The following is a 17,616-nucleotide window of genomic DNA, read 5'->3' on the forward strand; positions in this document are numbered from 1 at the left end:
GGCACGACATCATCAAGGGCGTGATGGCTTTTCGCCTGTGGGCAGAAAGAGATTCAAACCGTGCTTTTCCAGGTAATCCAGTCGTCCGGTGATGACCCCCGGTTTGGGATAGACTTTGAAGTGACTGGCTTCATTGGCAGCCAATTCATCTCCAGTTTCCAAATAGCTCGCCTTCCAATTGGACAATCCGTCGTGGAAATACTTGATGGCTCTCCAGTCATCCTGACTGGGCTGCAGGTTCCCCCAAGCGAAAAAACCCAGATAAAGCACCCCCCACCAGCGCCATTTCTTCAATCCGGATACTCCAGCAAAAAAAAGAAAGAAGGCCAACGCCCCCGTCGTCATCAAGGTCAGGTAGCGGGATGCTTGGGATGCCTCCATACCCAGGCTCACACGCCCGATTGCCGTATGAATCACAAAACACAAGGCAAACGTGGAAAGCATGAAAATGACCACCAGGGCCCGGCGGTGCAGCAGATCTTGTTGAATCATCAGCCAACCGCTCCAGGCCGACAACGCGGATAGTGCCAGGAACGGCACCAAGCCCAAAGCCAGGGCAAACCCCGAAGTGCCGGATATCCCATGCAGATGGGCCAGCATGTGGCTGCTGAAAATCAGATAGTCCAGCGGTCTTTCGCAGGGAAATTGGAAATGATCCACGGCCGGCGAAAAACGCCACCCATGGAAAAAAAGAGCCCAGCCGGACACCAAGATAACCCACGCTCCCAGCGCCCAACCGGCACGCCGCTTTTCCCCGGCCTTCCAGGCTTGCACGGCTTCCACACCGAATAAAATCAGCAGGACCCCCCCCATGAACAATCCAAAACCGCTGAAAACCAGATGAAAACCCAGCAAGGCCAGAAGCGACAACCGCAGACCGGTCGAGGGCAAAAACCAACAACAACCCGCCATCACAATCAAGCAAAGCGGTGCACTTGCCAGCGAGGGATTGGCGGCGCTGAGATAGATTTCAAACATCCGCAAATTGAAGAAAAACAATCCACCCGCCAACCAGGCCCAAAGGGCACCGACCCCGCAAAGTCGTGCCAGATATACGCCCCCCAGGGCCGCCAGCGTCATCCATGCGAAAACCACCCAGGCATCCACCCGTGAATTCCAACCAAAAAGCGGAATCAATTCGCCCATCAGCACAAAGGCGATCCCCTGTCGATGAGGCCCGTGTTGCAGAAGAAAAAAATCCCACCAGCTGAGATTTTTAAACAGGGGAAGATAAAAGTCCCATTGATCCCAAAACAACATATTCACCGCATGGTGGTCGACGAACCAGTAGAGACGCAGAAACAACACGAGGAAAACCAGCGCTGCCAAGACCCCCGGCAGGCGATGATTCATCAAGCAGCCAGACAACAACCCTCCCCGAGCATTTTCGGACTTCATTAAAGTTTGATGCCTCTCTTTGGGGTATGCCGTGGCAGGGTCTTGGGGCAGTAGCCCGGAATGATCCACGGACACCGGTCATTAAGCGGCAGACAGGCGACCACGACGCTGGCTTGGGGAGTATTGTTCACGCAGGGCTTTGAACGAATAGGGGATCGTTCCAACACACCCAATAACAGTGCACACGATGAAAAAACAGCTTTTCTCGCCCAACTTGGGACTTCAGACTTCCATTTTTTCCGGTTGACCCTGCCACGGCCCCTTGCGTTAATCACCCTTCGCCTGCCCCTCCCGGACAGGGGAAGACAGGCCATTTCCGGTCCTTCCCGCCCCGGCCAGGAGGGCCCGGACCGAAAGACCCCATGAGACACACCATTTCCGTTTTGGTTGAGAACAAGTTCGGCGTTCTCACCCGCATCACCGGCCTCTTCAGCGGCCGGGGTTACAACATCGACACCCTGAACGTCGCCCCGACCCAGAACCCGGACACTTCCCGCATGACGATGGTCGTCAAGGGGGATGACAAGGTTCTCGACCAGGTCCTCAAACAACTCAACCGCCTCGTCGATGTCATCGACGTCCGTGATTTCAAAGAAGGCGAGTCCGTCGACCGCGAACTCATCCTCATCAAGGTCAAGGTCGACTCCAAGTCCCGCGCCGAAGTCATGCAGGTCTGCGACATTTTCCGCGGCAAAATTGTCGATGTCCAACCGAAGAGCCTGACCGTCGAACTGACCGGGGACGAGGGCAAGGTGGAGAAGTTCATCGAGCTGATGCGCAACTTCGGCGTCCTCGACCTCACCCGGACCGGCAAAGTCGCCCTGCCCCGTAACTGACCGTCGTTCTTCTACTTCAATCCCTTCAAAACCAACCCAGAAAGAAGCCCCATGCCTGCTAAAATCTACACGGAAAAAGACGCCGACCTCGGCGTGCTCAAAGGAAAAACCATCGCCGTCATCGGCTTCGGCTCACAAGGCCATGCCCATGCCCTCAACCTCAAGGAGAGCGGCGTCCACGTCATCATCGGCCTCTACGCGGGCAGCAAATCGATTGCCGTCGCCAAAGCCAAAGGCTTTGAAGTCTTGGAAACCGCCGAAGCCGTCAAACGCGCCGACGTCATCATGATCGCCGCCCCGGACACCAAGCAGCCCAAGCTTTTCAAAAAGGACATCGAGCCGAACCTCACCAAGGGCAAAACCCTCGTTTTCTCCCACGGCTTCTCGGTCCACTTCAAGACCGTCGTCCCCCCCAAGAATGTGAACGTCATCATGGTCGCCCCCAAAGGCCCCGGCCATACCGTGCGCCGCCAATACCAAGAAGGCAAAGGCGTTCCCACCCTCATCGCCATCTACCAGAATCCCGGCAAGGACGCCAAGAAGATCGCCCTGGCCTGGGCCAAGGGCATCGGTGGCGCCCGCGCCGGCGTGCTTGAAACCTCCTTCAAGGAAGAAACCGAAACCGACCTCTTCGGCGAACAGGCCGTCCTTTGCGGCGGCGCCAGCGCGCTCGTCCAGGCCGGTTACGAAACCCTGGTCGAGGCCGGCTACTCCCCTGAAATGGCCTACTTCGAATGCCTGCACGAACTCAAACTCATCTGCGACATGATGAATGAGTCCGGCATCTCCGGCATGCGCTTCTCCATTTCCGAAACCGCCAAATGGGGCGACATCACCGTCGGCCCGAAAGTCATCGACGCGGGTGTGAAAAAACGGATGAAAGCCGCCCTCAAGGATATTCAAACCGGCAAGTTCGCCCGCGAATGGGTCAAGGAATACGAAACCGGTTACAAGAAGTACAACGCCCTCCTCAAGAAGGGCGAGAAGCACCCCATCGAAAAGACCGGGGCCAAGCTCCGCTCGATGATGCCGTGGATGAAAAAGCGCGACATCAAGGGCGCCCAGGCAGCCTACTGATCGGGACCGAAGACTGAGGACAGACGACGGAAGTCGGCTGTCGGAACATAGGCCGGGCGGTGACGCCCGGCCTTTTTTTGTCTTTTGCCCGCCCCCCTGCGAGCGTGGTCACAATGACTCGCAGTTATACCAAATCATATTGAGTAGACGATCAAGCGCCTTACGGGAGGGCAAAGCTCCTGGCTCCCCCGCTGGCCTGCGGGGCTGAGCCGCCCTGGGAAGACAAACCTCGAACCGGCTCGGCGGGAGCCTCGCCCTCCCGCTGATTCTGTCGCTCGGTCAGTGCGCTTTGGTATTCCAGTCTACCACTCAATTTCCCCTTGGCGTTCTCTGCGTTATTCACGGTAAACTCCCAACGTGAAAGAGCTGCCGAACCTGTTCGCAAACAACCGCCACTGGGCCCTCGGGATCAAGGCCCAGAACCCGGGTTTTTTTGAGAAACTTTCCCACCAACAGAGCCCCCAATACCTCTGGATTGGGTGCTCGGACAGCCGTGTGCCGGCCAATGAGATCATCGGTCTCCTGCCCGGCGAGGTCTTCGTGCACCGGAACGTGGCCAACGTGGTCGTCCACTCCGATCTCAATTGCCTGTCCTGTCTGCAATACGCCATCGATGTCTTGAAAGTCCGCCACATCATCGTCTGCGGCCACTACGGCTGCGGCGGCGTCCAAGCCGCACTCTCCGGGCGCAAGATGGGCCTCATCGACAACTGGCTCCGCCACGTCCAGGACGTCGGCCACCAGCACAAACCCGCCCTGGACCGCAGTCCCGATGACAAGGCCCGGGGAGACCGGCTCTGTGAATTGAATGTCATCGAACAGGTGCTCAACGTCAGCCGCACCACCGTGGTCCAGGATGCCTGGGCCCGGCAACAGCCCGTCAGCCTGCACGGCTGGATCTACTCCCTCGACGACGGATTCCTCCGTGACCTTGGCATGTGCTGCCGCCACGAGGCCGAGGTCCTGGAAAACTACCGCCAGGCCATCGCCCTTCGGAGTGTTTGATTATCCTCTTCCTGTTGGGCGGCAGCTCCCACTCGTTTCTCTTACTCGCTCTCGTGCTCGTTCTCTCCCATTCAGTGAGCACGAGAATGAGAAAGAGTATGAGAACGAGTGCTGATTAAATGCTCTAACCCCGCCCCTTGAACGTCAACTCGGCCACACCCGATTTGTCCAGTTCCCCAAGCCCCTTGTCCACCAGCCGGAGGTATTGTTGCAACGTGGCTTCCGCCAAGGGAAGGTGGAGTCCTTCCGCCCTGGCCAGGTCGAGGGCGATGCCCGAATCCTTGGCCGCGTGCGATGCCGAGAAAAAGCAGGCGTGGTCCCGGCGTTGCATGTCCTCACCATCCGTTTGCAAAACACGTGACGCCGCCCCGGTTTCGGAAAAGATTTCCCGGACCATCGCCAGATCCAGGCCCAAGGCATCGGCCAGGCCCAAACCCTCTGCCAGTCCAGCGGTGTTGATGTTCATGACCATGTTGACCAATGCCTTCACCTGCGCCGCCCGGCCCGTTTCTCCCACATAGCGCAGGGAGGCACTCAGATCCTTCAACAAGCCCTCCACGCGCTCGAAGACCGCGCGCCTTCCGCCGCACATGAGGATGAGTTTGCCCTCCCTCGCTTGGGGGATGCTGGAAGCCATGCAGGCCTCCAGACTGAATGCCCCGGCGGCCTCCGCCGCTTTTTCCACTTCCCCATGCATTCCCGGCGACAGGGTGGCGCAGTTGACGAATCCTTTTCCTTGCGCGCCCACCAGAAGAGAATCCCCTTCGCCTGCGAAAAGCGATCGCATGGCGGCATCATCCGTCACCACGGTGAAGATCACGTCCGCCGAAGCTGTCACTTGCGCGAGCGAGGTCGGCACCTGCGCCCCCAGCTCCCCTGCCAGGGATTCCGCGGAGGGCCGGTGCAGGTCATAAACAGCGGCGACCCCATAACCACAATCATGCAAACGGCGGGCCATGTTGGCCCCCATGCGTCCGACACCCACAAAGGCAATCAATGGCTTCTTCATGCGCCCCCCTTCAGGCGAAAAACGGATTGTGTTTCTTCTCTTCGCCCACCGTGGTCACCGGGCCATGGCCGGGGCAAAGGATCGTGTTCTCCTGCCCGCCCAGGATCTGTTCCCGAATCCGGTGAAGTGAACCGGCATAGTCGGACTTGATCCCCCCGACCGACCCGGCGAAGAGGGCGTCGCCCACGATCATGACCGGAGAACCTAACCCGTGAATGGCATAGCTGGTTCCCCCTGGTGAGTGCCCCGGCGTGGGACGGGATTCGATGTCCAACCTCCCGACCTTGTATGTTATCCCCGGCTCAAAAGGCTCCGCCCCCACGAATGGTTCCAAGCGTGACACCCGGACCCGGCAACCGGTCCGTTCCACCAATCGGTCCATATCCAACACATGGTCACCGTGCGTGTGGGTGAGGAACAACGTTTCAAGTTTCAGGTTTCCGGTTTCAAGTTTCCGAAGCAGCTGTGTCGCGTCCGCTCCGGTGTCGAATGCGGCGGCCTCGCGTGTTGTCTCATCCCAGGCCAGGTAGGCATTCACCGTCATGTCGCCGAAGGGCGTGGTGAACATCGCCAGGCCCCCGGGCAGGGCGACCGGCCGTGGTTGCCAAAGTCCTTGGGCAATCTCCCGAAGGGCGGGAAAATCCAGGCCCGCCTTCCGGCAGGCGGCCTCGGCGGCGGGGGCGTCCCACTTTCCCGAGAGCAAGCCTTCCATACCTTCGGTGCCAAGGCCCAACCCGCGGAAAGCCTTGCCCAGGATATCAGAAAAGGCGTCTTCCAGCGGCAGGTTCATGCCAAAGCATATCCAGGATGTCCCCGTCACCCAAGTCTGAAATCATCTTTGCCTTCGAATCCCACTCCGAGCCGGGAACATCTTCCCCGGTCCGGGACTTGAGAGAAAAAAAGGACCGTCTCCCTATCATCAGGGCGGGGCTTCCCTACAAACCGGCCTCCCAAATGCTTTTCTGCCTTCGCGTCCAACCAAGGATTTATTCAGTTCCCGGGTGGGAGGACTGGACCGGCTTCGTGGTAGATGGTCTGGAAAAATCCCCCTCCCAGGAGGGTTTCGCCGTCGTAGAGGGCACAGATCTGCCCGGCGGCCAGGGCCCGTTGCGGTTCGGCAAACCACACCGCCATGCCACCACCCTCGTGCGGTGTGACCCGCACTTCAACTTTGGGCGCACGGTAGCGAGGACGGGCGAGAAGGTTCGATGGCCGGGCGATGGGCCGGTTGACGAACGACATGCCGGCCAGCCATGCCCCTTGGGCGTAGAGGCCGGGTGTGGCGGGATCATCGAAACCGATGACCAGTTCCCGGGTCGCGTGGCGTTTTTCGACCACGACGTAGGCCCGCCCCTCGAATGGTGAGGCCACGCGGATGCCCTTGCGCTGGCCGATGGTGAAGAAATGCAGGCCGCGGTGGACCCCCAGGACCCGCCCTTCCAAGTCGATGATGTTTCCGGGTTTCTCGGGAACATAGGCCTCGAGGAAATCGCCCATCTTGACCTTGCCGATGAAGCAGATGCCCTGGCTGTCCTTTTTCTCCGCCACCGGCAGGTCGTAGCGGCGGGCCAGCGCCCGCACTTCCGGTTTGGGCAGGTGACCGACAGGGAAGCGGGCGGCGGCGGCCTGGTCCTGGCGCAGGAGGGAAAGAAAATAAGACTGATCTTTGTTGGGATCGAGGCCTTCCAGGATATCCCACCCCCCGTTGGGGGCCGCCACCCGCCGGGCGTAATGACCGGTGGCCACCGCCCGGAATCCGGCGGCGCGGGCCGCTTCCAGAAAAACGCCGAACTTCATTTCCCGGTTGCAGAGCACGTCGGGATTGGGGGTGAGGCCGTCTTCGTAACCATTAAGGAGATAGAGGACGATGCGGTTCTTGTATTCCTGCACCAGGTCGACCACACGGAAGGGGATTCCCAACTTTGCCGCCACCGATTCGGCATCGGAGGCATCACGTTCCCAAGGGCATTCGCCGGGCAGATTCTCCTCATTGACCCAGTTCTTCATGTAGGCGGCGGAGACGTCGTGCCCCTGCTCGACCAACGAAGCGGCGGCGACTGCGCTGTCAACGCCACCCGAAAGGGCGACGAGTATTTTTTCTTTTTCCATCGAGGGTCTCACTCCGCCCGCCAGAGCAGCAGGCTGGCCCATTTCTGTCCGGTGCGTTCGGTCAGGCAACGGCGTCCCTGGTGTTTTTCCACCAGGCCCCGGCTGAAGGATTGCTGGAGGGTGACTTTTTCATCGAACCAGACGACCTCGGGCTTACCCACTTTGAGGACCGACGGACGGAAGCGCAAGGGGATCCCGATGCGGTTGCAATCGACCAGCCAGGATTCCACCTTCACTCCGGGCGGGGCGGGCTCGGTCATGAAGGGAAATTGTTTCTGCCAGAAGGTGAGCCCATCCGTGGCCGGGAGGGCCACGCGGAAGAGCGGCTTCTCACGCTCCAAAACCTGCCGGAGGGTGGGCGGATGGCCCTCCTGGGTTTCCATCAAGAGACGGGCCGGATCGACCCCGAACAGGTTGTTCCCATTGAAACATCCATGGATGTTTTTCCCCTCGGCAGGCTCGGCATATTTTTTGAACCAGGAATCGAAGTCGTCGTTGAAGAGGAAGCCGAACTCAAAGTGCAAGTGGGCGCGGGATCGTCCGTCGACATTGCCGGTGTGGCCGAGGATGCCGATGGGATCACCCGCCGCCACTTCCTGGCCCGGACTGACGGATATCCGCGCCAGGTGGCCATAGGTGGTGTAAGCCTTGTAAGGGCCGTAGACATGTTCGAGGATGATGTAGAGTCCGAAATTGGAGCGGGAGGCCACGGTGTTGGTGTAGGCCACTTTCCCGGCGGCGGCGGCCCGGACCGGGTCGAGGGGGATCCCGTTTTCATCCCGGCGGACGGGTTGGATGTCGATGCCCTCATGGAAGCGCTCGAAGTAGGGCGGGGGCTCGGGCAGGTTGGACCGGACGAAGCCGAACATGCCCGATATCACCCGCTTGCTGATGGTGGGTTGGTAATAATCCTGCGGTCGGCCCTCGGCCAGGGCACGGTTTTCAGTCGGCCAAAGCAGGACGACACGCGGTTCGGTGGGTGTGCGAGTGACCGAGGGCGCGTTGGGGGCAGGCAGAGGCTCAACTGCCCCGGCGCGGACACCAAGGGCCAGAAAAACACAGAAAATCCACCGGGGCGCGCGCTGCACAGACATCCCGCACGATGGCAGGGAGACTCGTCCGGCTCAAGCCCGGGAGCAACTTGGACAGCCCCTTTTCTCCTTCCCTGCGGACGTTCATGCGCCAAGGTGTGGGGCATGAGCTTCCCCCTGCCGTGGATCGAACGGGTGCGAAAAACACGGATCCTTGCCGTGGTCAATCCGGACTCGGCCGCGGAGACCGAAGTCCTGGCCCAATCGTTGTATGCGCGGGGCATCACCGGATTGGAATTGACCGTCCGCCAAGCCTCCGGTCTGGAAAGCATCCGTCGGATCAAACTATCCTGCCCGAACATGATCGTCGGCGCGGGCACGGTGCTCAACGAGCATCAAGTCGCCGCCGTGCACGGGGCCGGGGCCGATTTCGCCCTGTCCCCCGGGTTCAATCCCGCAGTGGTCAAAGCCGCGCAAAATGCCGGACTACCCTTCGCACCGGGCGTGTGCACCCCTTCGGAGATTGAAACCGCTTCCGCCCTGGGTTGCCGCCTGTTGACGTTCTTCCCCTGTGACCCAAACGGGGGCCCCGAATTCCTCTCGGCCATTTCCGGACCCTATCTCCACCTCGGTCTTCATTTCATGCCCCGCGGGACATTCCCGCCGGCTTCGGCAACGGCTTTCCTGCAAATGCCGCAGGTCGCCGCCCTCTGTGCGGGACCGGACGCAGGAGGGTCCTGGGACGATCTGGCGCTCCTGACCGGAAAGCAGCCGACGCACTAGATGGAAAAATCCGGCGGGAAGATGTGCATGCGCTGGGCGGTGACATAGACGGTTTCCCCGGTTTTGAGCGCCAGCGAACGGTGGAGATCGCGGGTGATTTCGACTTCCAAAAAATCCCGGTTGTCTCTGCGGGCCAGTTCCAACCGCACGGTTGATCCCACCGGCTGGATGTGGATCAGTTCCGCCTCGAAATACGAATCAATGGGCTTGGTGCGGTGGATCTGGAGTTCGTGCGGACGGACGAAGGCCACGGCATGCGGCTCGGAAAGGTCGCGGTTCTGGGTGTCGAATTCCAGGGTGCCGATGTGGGCCCGGCCCTCGTGCACCCGGCTGGTGAACGTATTGACCGAACCGAGGAAATTGAAGACAAAGGGGTTGGCGGGAGCCTCGTAGACTTCTTCAGGGGTGCCGGTCTGCTCGATCCGCCCATTGCTCATGATGACCACGCGGTCGGCCAGTTCGAGCGCCTCCTCCTGGTCGTGCGTGACAAAGATGCTGGTGATGTGCAGCTCCTCGTGCAACTGGCGCAGCCAGCGGCGGAGTTCCTTCCGCACTTTGGCATCAAGGGCTCCGAAGGGTTCATCCAGCAGCAGCACCTTCGGCTCGACGGCCAGGGCCCGGGCCAGGGCCACCCGCTGGCGTTGCCCTCCCGACAACTGGTTGGGCAGGCGTTTTTCCAATCCATCCAATTGGACCAACTTGAGCAGGCGCTGGACGCGCGCGCGGATCTCCGCTTTCGGCGGCCGGGTGGCCGCGGGCCGGATGTTGAGACCGAAGGCGATGTTCTCGAAAACCGTCATGTGGCGGAAGAGGGCGTAATGCTGGAAGACGAAGCCGACCCCGCGGTCGCGCGCGGACTTGTAGGTGACATCCTCGTCCCCGAAGAAGACCCCGCCGCTTCTTTCATCCGGGACTTCCAGTCCGGCGATGATGCGCAGGAGGGTGGTCTTGCCCGAGCCGCTGGGACCCAGCAAAGCCAGGAGCTCGCCGGACTGGATTTCAAGATCCACCGATTCGAGCGCACGGAATTGGCCGAACGTCTTGGAAATTTTTTTGGACTGTATTTTCATAAGATCAAAAGGGGTTCCGGGGATCAGGACTCCTCGATATCGGCCCTGGTCAATGATTCTAGGACGGCCTTGACCACGATGGTGACGAGGGCGAGGAAGGCGAGCAAGGATGCGAGGGCGAATGAAGAGGCAAAGAGATATTCGTTGTAGAGGATTTCAATCTGGAGGGGGATGGTGTTGGTCTGTCCCCGGATGTGACCGGAGACGACCGAGACCGCGCCGAACTCGCCCATGGCACGGGCGTTGCAGAGGATGACACCGTGCAGGAGGGCCCATTTGATGTTGGGCAGGGTGACACGCCACAAGGTTTGCCAGCCGCCGGCACCGAGGCTGATGGCGGCCTGTTCCTCGTGGTTGCCCTGGGCCTGCATGAGGGGAATGATTTCCCGGGCGACAAAGGGGAAAGTGACGAAACAGGTGGCGAGGACCAGGCCGGGAACGGCAAAGAGGATTTGGATGCGCCATTCGTGATAGAGGAAGCCCCAGAAACCTTGGGCCAGTACGGCCTGGTGCTCGGCGAACCAGGCCGCCAAGTTCTGGCCGAGAATCGGCAACCCTCCGGCCAGGCCGGCGACGGAATTTTCCAATAGCGGATGAGCCCAGCCGTGCGAGGCAAAGATGACCACGAAGACCAGGCCGGAAATGACCGGGGAAACGGCGAATGGCAGATCGATGAGGGTGATGAGGATCTGCTTGCCCTTGAATTGGAATTTGGTGATGGCCCAGGCCGAAGCCAGGCCGAAGACCGTGTTCAGCGGCACCGCGATCAAGGCGACGGTGAGGGTGAGAAAAACGGCGTGGCGGGCCGCCGAATCCTGGAAAGTGGCCAGATAAACACCGGCTCCTTTGCGGAAGGCCTCAAAAAAAACCGCGACCAGCGGGAGTAACAAAAACAATCCGATGAATCCAAAGCAAAGAACCATGAGGACGACCCGAGCCAAAAGGGGGTCCTCCATGGCCGGGGAGTGGACATAGCGGCTCCCGGCTTTGATGCGTTTGGCGATGGTGGCTCCCATGGTGAGGGTGGTTCCGTTGGTTGGGTAGTGCCGGGTGGTCAGCGGTTGTCGTAAAACCGGCTGCTCCACCACTGGATGAGGTTGATGAGAAGGAGGAGGAAAAATGAGGCGACCAGCATGACCACCGCAATGGCCGTGGCCCCGGCGTAATCGTACTGCTCGAGTTTGATGATGATGAGCAGCGGCGAGATTTCCGTTTTCATCGGCATGTTGCCGGCGATGAACACAACCGAACCGAATTCCCCGACCGCGCGGGCGAAGGCCAGGGCAAAACCGGTCAGCAGCGCCGGCATCAGCTCGGGGAAGATGACGCGCAAGAAGGTCTGCCCCCTCCCCGCACCCAGACTGGCGGCGGCCTCCTCGATTTCGCCGCTGAGATCCTCCAGGATGGGCTGGACCGTTCGGACGACAAAAGGCAGACCAATGAAGGTCAACGCGACGATGATGCCGAGCTCGGTGTAGGCAATCTTGAGGCCTTCCGGGGTGATGGAATTTCCCAACCATGAATCCTGCGGAATGAAGCGACCCACCCAGCCTTCCGGCGTGAAGATCGAGCCCAGGGGCGTTCCGGCCTGGAACAGTGCCCCAATCCAGCCTTCAGGGGCATAGAGCGTTGTCAGGGCAATGCCCGCCACGGCAGTGGGCAGGGCGAAGGGCAAATCGACAAAAGCATCCACGACACGCTTCCCGGGAAAGGAATAACGCACCAACACCCAGGCGGTGATCAGACCAAAAACCGCGTTGATGAGCGCTCCGATCAGGGCGGCGCGCAGGGTGACCTTGTACGAGGCGAGGGCCCGGGGATCGAAGGCTCCCTGAAGGAAATGTTCCCAACCCAGGGAAAGGCTTTTGAAGAACAAGCCTGCGAGGGGGATGATGATGAGCAGCCCCAGGTAAAAAACGGTCACCCCGAGACTCAGGCCGAATCCGGGCAGAATGCGTTGGTTGAGGGTTCGGCGGGTGCGATGGGGCGCGGATTCGACTGGCATTAGAGGTCCTGTCCGTAACTGATGAACGACCGATAGGTCTCCAGAACGGAGAGCAAGGCTGCCACATGGGCTCCGACTTGCAAGCCCAGCGGGGCCATCTGGGGCGTTTCAAAGACGATCTCAAAAGGTTGCGGATTGGCCTGCGGCGGGGCGCTGAGAATACCGCCATAGCCCCCGGTGATGATTCCATTGGCGGCCTGGAACCCGTCGATGATGCGGTCTGAATTCCGCGGAAGATGGGCTTCGGCAGCTTCCAAGGCGGGCAGCAGGACGTGCCGGGTCAGGGCCGCCCCACGCACAAATCCGTAGGTGCCTTCGCTGGTGTCATCCGCGTGCAGGGCCACCAATCCATCAAAATGCATGCCGGACAATTCCTCTTCGAGAACCCGCACCTCGGGATGGAACGATTGTTTCCAGAATTCCCGGTTCAAGTCGGCGCCCCTGCGGTTGAAGCGGGTTCCGTCCTCGTATCCGGTAGGATTGCAGACGGGATAAATGAAGATTTCGTAGCCACGGGCGTGTTCCGGCTCGGCCACCAGATGCTCAAGAAGAGCCATGGCAGCGAGACATCCGGCCTCTTCATCCCCGTGGATCCCGGCGAAGATGCCCAAGCGGAGGAAGGCGGCACCCTGCCCCGGTCCGATAAACAAGAAGCGGGGCATGGCATAATCCCGGCCCGCCCCCAAATCCACGGGTCGCAGAGGGGAGTAAAAGAGACGGCCCGACCGGGCCGCCAGGGCACGGGCCCGGGCGGTTAGGTCAGAAACGGCCCGCCTGTTCCGGAGAGCGCGGTGGGTGGCGGCAGGGAGCAAGCGGACCATGTTCGTTCTTCAGATCAGGGACGGGTGATGACGTCATAAATGCCGCCATCATTGAAGTGGGTTTCCTGCGCCTTTTTCCAGCCTCCGAAGGCTCCATCGATGGTGACCAGTTCGACCTTGGCAAAGTTTGCTCCGTACTTTGCCTTGGCCTTGGCACTGCGGGGACGATAGAAGTTTTTACCAATAATTTCTTGGGCTTCCTCGGAGTAGAGATGCTCCAAGTAGGCGCGGGCGACGTCCAGATTGCCTTTGCGGCTGGCCACTTTTTCAACCACGGCCACCGGCGGTTCCGCCAGAATACTCAGGGAAGGAACGACGATTTCGGTCGCTCCCGGGAATTCTTTTTCGATCAGGAAGGCTTCGTTTTCCCAGGAGAGAAACACGTCGCCGATCCTTCTTTGGGCGAAGGTCGTGGTGGATCCCCGCGCCCCACGGTCCAACACCGGCACATTTTTATACAGTTTTTTCAGGTAATCCTGGGCCGCCTCGTCGGAGCCGTACTTCTTCTTGGCCCAGGCCCAGCCGGCCAGATAATTCCAGCGGGCGCCGCCGGAGGTTTTCGGATTGGGGGTGATGACCTGGACGCCCGGCTTGATCAGGTCATCCCAGTCCTTGATGCCCTTGGGATTGCCTTTGCGGACGACAAAGACGATGGTCGAAGTGTAGGGGGCGCTGTTGTCGGGCAGCTTGGACTGCCAATTCAAGGGAAGGGAACGGGCACGCTCGGCGATGCTGTTGATGTCGTAGGCCAGCGCCAACGTGACCACATCGGCCTGGAGGCCGTCGATGACCGCTCGGGCCTGGCTGCCCGAGCCACCGTGCGATTGTTCCACCACCACATCATCGCCGGTTTTGGCTTTCCAATACTTGGCGAAGGATGCGTTGTATTCGGTATAGAATTCCCGCGTGGGGTCATAGGAGACGTTGAGGAGTTTGATTTCCTTGGCCGGAGCGGAGGCCTGCACAAGGAAGGCGAGCACCGCGATGGCGGTCAGATGGGGAAGGTTAGGTTTCATGCGTTTGGATTGCTATTGAGTTTGGTGGTTGGTGATCAAAAGGCGAGTTGGAAACGGGCGGTGACCAAGTCCTCCGAAGGACGGTCGCCGGCACCCACCTGGGCCGCCTGGCCGGCGTTGGTGGCGGTCTGTCGTCCGGAATATCCGTTGAATTGGGTGTGCTCGTAGGCCAGCTGGAACTTGGTGTTGGTATTGACATACCAATTGAGTCCCACCCCATAGCCGATCGCCTCGGAGGCGGAACCGCCGGCGGCAAAGCGATCGACGTTGTTGGCCCCGGGATTGAAGTCTTTGAAGGCATCATCACTGACGGTGAGGAAGTTGAAGCGGGCCACCAATTCCCAGGCGCCGAATCCTCCGCCCTCGGAGAGTCCGGCGGGACGCAGCGGTTTGACACCGTTGTAGGACGCATCTTCACCCGTCAGAACATAACCCACCTGGAGCGTGGCCGCCTGGCTTTCCACTTTGCCTCCCCGACCAAAGCTGGCCAGCGCGCTGTTGCGGCCGACGAACTCATAGGAGCTCAGGACATACTCTCCGAGGAAACTGAACGGACCATAGTAGTAGTAGGCCTGCGGGTTGAGCCGGTAAGACTCGCCGTTGAACCCAAAATTCGCCGTATTGGTGTCGAAGAATGGATCCTGCCCGGCGGAACGGTATCGCAGGCGCGAACTGGTGGTGTTGGCGTTGGTCGAATCGTTGTCCGCGATCGAACCGGCGAAACCGACTCCCAAACCCTGGGCCCAGATTGGCCCATTGTTCTTGAAGGGTTCGACAAAGATACCGGCCACAAAGTCTTCGCCTTCATCCAAATCGAGGTTGCCGCGGGAGTCGTCACTGTTGACCGTGCCATTGAAGAAGCCGACACTGTAGGTCAACTGTTGGTCCCAGGTGCGGCCCCACAACTGCACCCCGATGTCGCGGGTCGGGACCAGGTTGGTGGCCAGACCACGCTCCGGGAACGCGGTGTTGGCCGCCCCCTGGAGACGTTCCAGGCCGAGGGGGGTCTTGAAGAGGCCGAACTTGACGTTCAATTCGTCATATATTTTGAAATCGCCATAGGTGTCGATGATGCGCACGGTGTTGCCCGTGGACCCACCGTTGCTCCAGGTCAGTTCCGGGGTGAACTCAAAGTTCAGCCGGTCCCAGAGTTTACCCTGGAAGCGGGGACGGACGCGACGGAGGACAAACCCGTCATTTTGGTCGGTGGGCGTGAACTGGCCGGAGGGCAGTGATTCATTTTGTTCGCCACTGCCGATGTAACTCCGGAAATCAGTCTGGAGCAGTCCGCGGAGGCGGAACTGGTAGGACTTGTCTTTGGACTCCACCGTCAGGCCCTTGTCATCCGCCTTGATCGTCGGAATTTTTTTGAACTCGGAACTGTTGGTTTCGTCGGCGTTTTCCTGTTTGCGTTCGAGGATGCGCAATTTTTCATCCAACTCCTGGATTTGTGCGCGGAGCACATCGATGGTGGATTGTTCGCCGGCCGCGGTATCACCGTCGGCACGGAGGGCGGAGGTTGCCGCCAGCAACAGCACGGCGGCCAGGGCATGGGCGGGTTTGATGATCGGTTGGGAGATTTTCATGGTTGGTTTTTCTTTTCTGCTTCCCTCCGCTTGTTGCGGTCGTTCCACGTCTTGCTGGGTCTGGGCAGCCTCCGGTAGTTCCGGTCGGTTGTTGAAATCATTCACGCCGGTTTTTGTGCTTCAGTGCGGCGGCATCAGCAAACCGCACTTTCCGTTTCTGATTCACTTCCACGATCCGTCCCTCGTGGATCACCACTTCCACCGAGCCGAACTGCAGACCCCGGATGGCCTGGACAACCGTCAGTTCCTGGGGATTCAGGTGGGTGGCCGATTCGGTCATATGCCTCCCCTGTCTTGGAAGGACAGCAGGCCAACCCGGTAGGAAACGGGTGGCTTGAATCGCTCTGGGACACGTTGTTTCATGAATCACTACTTGTTAAGTATGCGAATCATCATGACCCAATCGTCGTGACACGGTCAAGAATTAAATTACTATTTTAGTAGTGTATACAAAACCCGAGTCTATACTTTTGTATATCCTTGTGATTTAAGAATTTATATCTCGAAATCCGAGAAACCAAACCCCGCTAATGCCGACTTACCTGATTGTTTTTGTCGTGAATCAGACGAGAAGGGAATCGGTTGGCCGTTGCGCCTGAGTTTCCTCAAGGTCACCTCCACGACCTGTCCCAGGGTGTAGCGGTCGAGGATTTCAGCTATGGCATTGCGCACATCCAACATCAGCATCCGCAGACCGCAATGTTCCTCGTCGGGACAACTGCAACGGTGGTATTGGGTCTGGCTGACACAGCTGATCGGGGCCAGGGGCCCGTCTATCAGCCGGACGATCCGTCCCATGGAAACTTCCTCGGCGTTGGGCTTGAGAAAGTAACCGCCAAACTTCCCTCGCTTGGTGCCGATGTATCCCGCCTCGCGGAGCTGGATGACAATTTGCTCCAGAAATCGGTGGGGGATGCGCTCATGTCTGGCCACTTCTTTCAATTGGAGCATGTCGCGGCCCGCATGGGGGGCGATTCCCAGGTCGATGAGAAGACGAAGGGCATATTCTCCCCGCTTGGAAAGCTTCATGGGGTCAGTATGGCGCCAGCCGGGCCGACGGGCAACGGAAGAACTCCATTCCGTCCCATCGTTCTGGAATCACGACGGACGGGGAATGGAACCGGTGGCGGAGAGGGAGGGGTTGGCGCTCGACTGTTCGATCAACACCGGCTGCCCGTTCTGGCTGCGGAAGTAGCACAACCCGACCGAACCCAGATCAATCCGGTCCCCATCGGAAAGCAACACCGGCTGGGTGATGGGCACGCCGTTGATATACGTCCCGTTGCGCGAGGCCTCATCGCGGATGTAAACCTCCCCGCCCACGACATCCACGGTCAGGTGGTGGCCGGAGACCCCGGCGTCGGCGATGACAATGTCGCAGACCGGATTGCGCCCGACGGCGTGGGAACCGGGATCCAGGACGTAACACTTGACCCCGTTGGGGGCGGTTTCTTCCGGTTGCAGGCGCACCATGGTCGTCCGGCGGAGGATTTTCCGGGAATCGCCGGAGCTGGCCGGGGGTTTGTCCTGGGGCGGAACTTCCAGCGATAGGGAAGCATCCATCAGGAGAAGCTCGGCCGGACGGTGGATGTTGGCGGGCCGGCGGCGGTGGTGTTCGACAAAACGGAAGGTGATCGCGGGATTGCGGAAAAGGGTCCAGAAGGCCTCCTCGCCTTCCTGTCCCTGCCAGCTGGCATGGATCAGGCGACCGTGTTCAATCCCCACTTCGCCCGTCTCTCCGGCGGGGCCCTCCACGATCACCACCCCGCTCTTGGTACTCATGAACTGCGTGTAGATCAATTCGAGCAACTTGCGGGCGGTGACCATTTCCGACATGAGCTTCTCCTTAAAAAGATTGCGGAATTAAGCC

18 protein-coding genes are annotated in these 17,616 nt (G+C 59.9%); 4 read left to right on the forward strand and 14 right to left on the reverse strand.

What is annotated here, in order from left to right:
* Window positions 1–12: 12 nt before the first annotated feature.
* The gene (locus SFU85_10675) at window positions 13–1,353 is read right to left on the reverse strand and encodes a hypothetical protein (protein MDX6767241.1); all 1,341 of its coding nucleotides are present in this window, start codon (window positions 1,351–1,353) and stop codon (window positions 13–15) included.
* 407 nt (window positions 1,354–1,760) lie between these two features.
* On the opposite strand from SFU85_10675, the gene ilvN reads away from it, so the two are divergent.
* From ilvN to can, 3 genes are all read left to right on the forward strand, one after another.
* On the forward strand, window positions 1,761–2,234 hold the full coding sequence (gene ilvN / locus SFU85_10680; protein MDX6767242.1) for an acetolactate synthase small subunit: 474 nt from the start codon (window positions 1,761–1,763) through the stop codon (window positions 2,232–2,234).
* Between the two features lie 51 nt (window positions 2,235–2,285).
* A complete protein-coding gene (ilvC, locus tag SFU85_10685; GenBank protein ID MDX6767243.1) occupies window positions 2,286–3,311 on the forward strand; it encodes a ketol-acid reductoisomerase in 1,026 nt (341 codons plus the stop codon).
* A 357-nt stretch (window positions 3,312–3,668) separates the two neighbouring features.
* Window positions 3,669–4,316 carry a carbonate dehydratase gene (can, locus tag SFU85_10690; protein MDX6767244.1) on the forward strand — a complete coding sequence of 216 codons (648 nt, stop codon included), beginning with the start codon at window positions 3,669–3,671 and terminating at the stop codon, window positions 4,314–4,316.
* A 124-nt stretch (window positions 4,317–4,440) separates the two neighbouring features.
* On the opposite strand, the gene SFU85_10695 is transcribed toward can, so the two are convergent.
* From SFU85_10695 to SFU85_10710, 4 genes are all read right to left on the reverse strand, one after another.
* Window positions 4,441–5,325: an NAD(P)-dependent oxidoreductase gene (locus tag SFU85_10695; GenBank protein ID MDX6767245.1), complete on the reverse strand. Its 885-nt coding sequence runs from the start codon at window positions 5,323–5,325 to the stop codon at window positions 4,441–4,443.
* 10 nt (window positions 5,326–5,335) lie between these two features.
* Window positions 5,336–6,115: an MBL fold metallo-hydrolase gene (locus SFU85_10700; GenBank protein MDX6767246.1), complete on the reverse strand. Its 780-nt coding sequence runs from the start codon at window positions 6,113–6,115 to the stop codon at window positions 5,336–5,338.
* 200 nt (window positions 6,116–6,315) lie between these two features.
* Window positions 6,316–7,434: a tRNA 2-thiouridine(34) synthase MnmA gene (gene mnmA, locus SFU85_10705; protein MDX6767247.1), complete on the reverse strand. Its 1,119-nt coding sequence runs from the start codon at window positions 7,432–7,434 to the stop codon at window positions 6,316–6,318.
* 8 nt (window positions 7,435–7,442) lie between these two features.
* On the reverse strand, window positions 7,443–8,528 hold the full coding sequence (locus SFU85_10710) for a M23 family metallopeptidase (protein MDX6767248.1): 1,086 nt from the start codon (window positions 8,526–8,528) through the stop codon (window positions 7,443–7,445).
* Between the two features lie 102 nt (window positions 8,529–8,630).
* On the opposite strand from SFU85_10710, the gene eda reads away from it, so the two are divergent.
* Entirely contained in the window at window positions 8,631–9,248 is a 618-nt protein-coding gene (gene eda / locus SFU85_10715) for a bifunctional 4-hydroxy-2-oxoglutarate aldolase/2-dehydro-3-deoxy-phosphogluconate aldolase (protein MDX6767249.1), read from the forward strand.
* Here the strand turns inward: eda and SFU85_10720 are convergent.
* The 9 genes from SFU85_10720 to SFU85_10760 form a co-directional block, all read right to left on the reverse strand.
* Window positions 9,245–10,318 (reverse strand): sulfate ABC transporter ATP-binding protein, encoded by a 1,074-nt coding sequence (locus SFU85_10720; protein ID MDX6767250.1) that lies wholly within the window; start codon window positions 10,316–10,318, stop codon window positions 9,245–9,247. The two genes, eda and SFU85_10720, sit on opposite strands and share 4 nt — an antisense overlap.
* Window positions 10,319–10,341: 23 nt before the next feature.
* Complete coding sequence (cysW, locus tag SFU85_10725; protein ID MDX6767251.1) at window positions 10,342–11,403, reverse strand: sulfate ABC transporter permease subunit CysW; 1,062 nt, start codon at window positions 11,401–11,403, stop codon at window positions 10,342–10,344.
* Window positions 11,373–12,323, reverse strand: coding sequence for a sulfate ABC transporter permease subunit CysT (locus SFU85_10730; GenBank protein MDX6767252.1), 951 nt, complete (start codon window positions 12,321–12,323; stop codon window positions 11,373–11,375). Before SFU85_10730 ends, cysW begins: the two co-directional genes overlap by 31 nt.
* The gene (locus SFU85_10735; GenBank protein ID MDX6767253.1) at window positions 12,323–13,144 is read right to left on the reverse strand and encodes a succinylglutamate desuccinylase/aspartoacylase family protein; all 822 of its coding nucleotides are present in this window, start codon (window positions 13,142–13,144) and stop codon (window positions 12,323–12,325) included. The genes SFU85_10730 and SFU85_10735 overlap by 1 nt, the downstream gene beginning before the upstream one ends.
* A 14-nt stretch (window positions 13,145–13,158) precedes the next feature.
* On the reverse strand, window positions 13,159–14,160 hold the full coding sequence (locus SFU85_10740; GenBank protein MDX6767254.1) for a sulfate ABC transporter substrate-binding protein: 1,002 nt from the start codon (window positions 14,158–14,160) through the stop codon (window positions 13,159–13,161).
* 35 nt (window positions 14,161–14,195) lie between these two features.
* Window positions 14,196–15,746, reverse strand: a complete 1,551-nt coding sequence (locus tag SFU85_10745; protein MDX6767255.1) for a porin — start codon at window positions 15,744–15,746, stop codon at window positions 14,196–14,198.
* A gap of 97 nt (window positions 15,747–15,843) precedes the next feature.
* Window positions 15,844–16,026, reverse strand: a complete 183-nt coding sequence (locus tag SFU85_10750; GenBank protein ID MDX6767256.1) for a YezD family protein — start codon at window positions 16,024–16,026, stop codon at window positions 15,844–15,846.
* A gap of 215 nt (window positions 16,027–16,241) precedes the next feature.
* Window positions 16,242–16,775: an Rrf2 family transcriptional regulator gene (locus SFU85_10755; protein ID MDX6767257.1), complete on the reverse strand. Its 534-nt coding sequence runs from the start codon at window positions 16,773–16,775 to the stop codon at window positions 16,242–16,244.
* A gap of 69 nt (window positions 16,776–16,844) precedes the next feature.
* The gene (locus SFU85_10760; GenBank protein MDX6767258.1) at window positions 16,845–17,582 is read right to left on the reverse strand and encodes an FHA domain-containing protein; all 738 of its coding nucleotides are present in this window, start codon (window positions 17,580–17,582) and stop codon (window positions 16,845–16,847) included.
* Window positions 17,583–17,616 lie beyond the last annotated feature (34 nt).

Source organism: Candidatus Methylacidiphilales bacterium (assembly GCA_033875315.1).
In the GTDB taxonomy this organism is placed as follows: domain Bacteria; phylum Verrucomicrobiota; class Verrucomicrobiia; order Methylacidiphilales; family CAZTYG01; genus JANRJG01.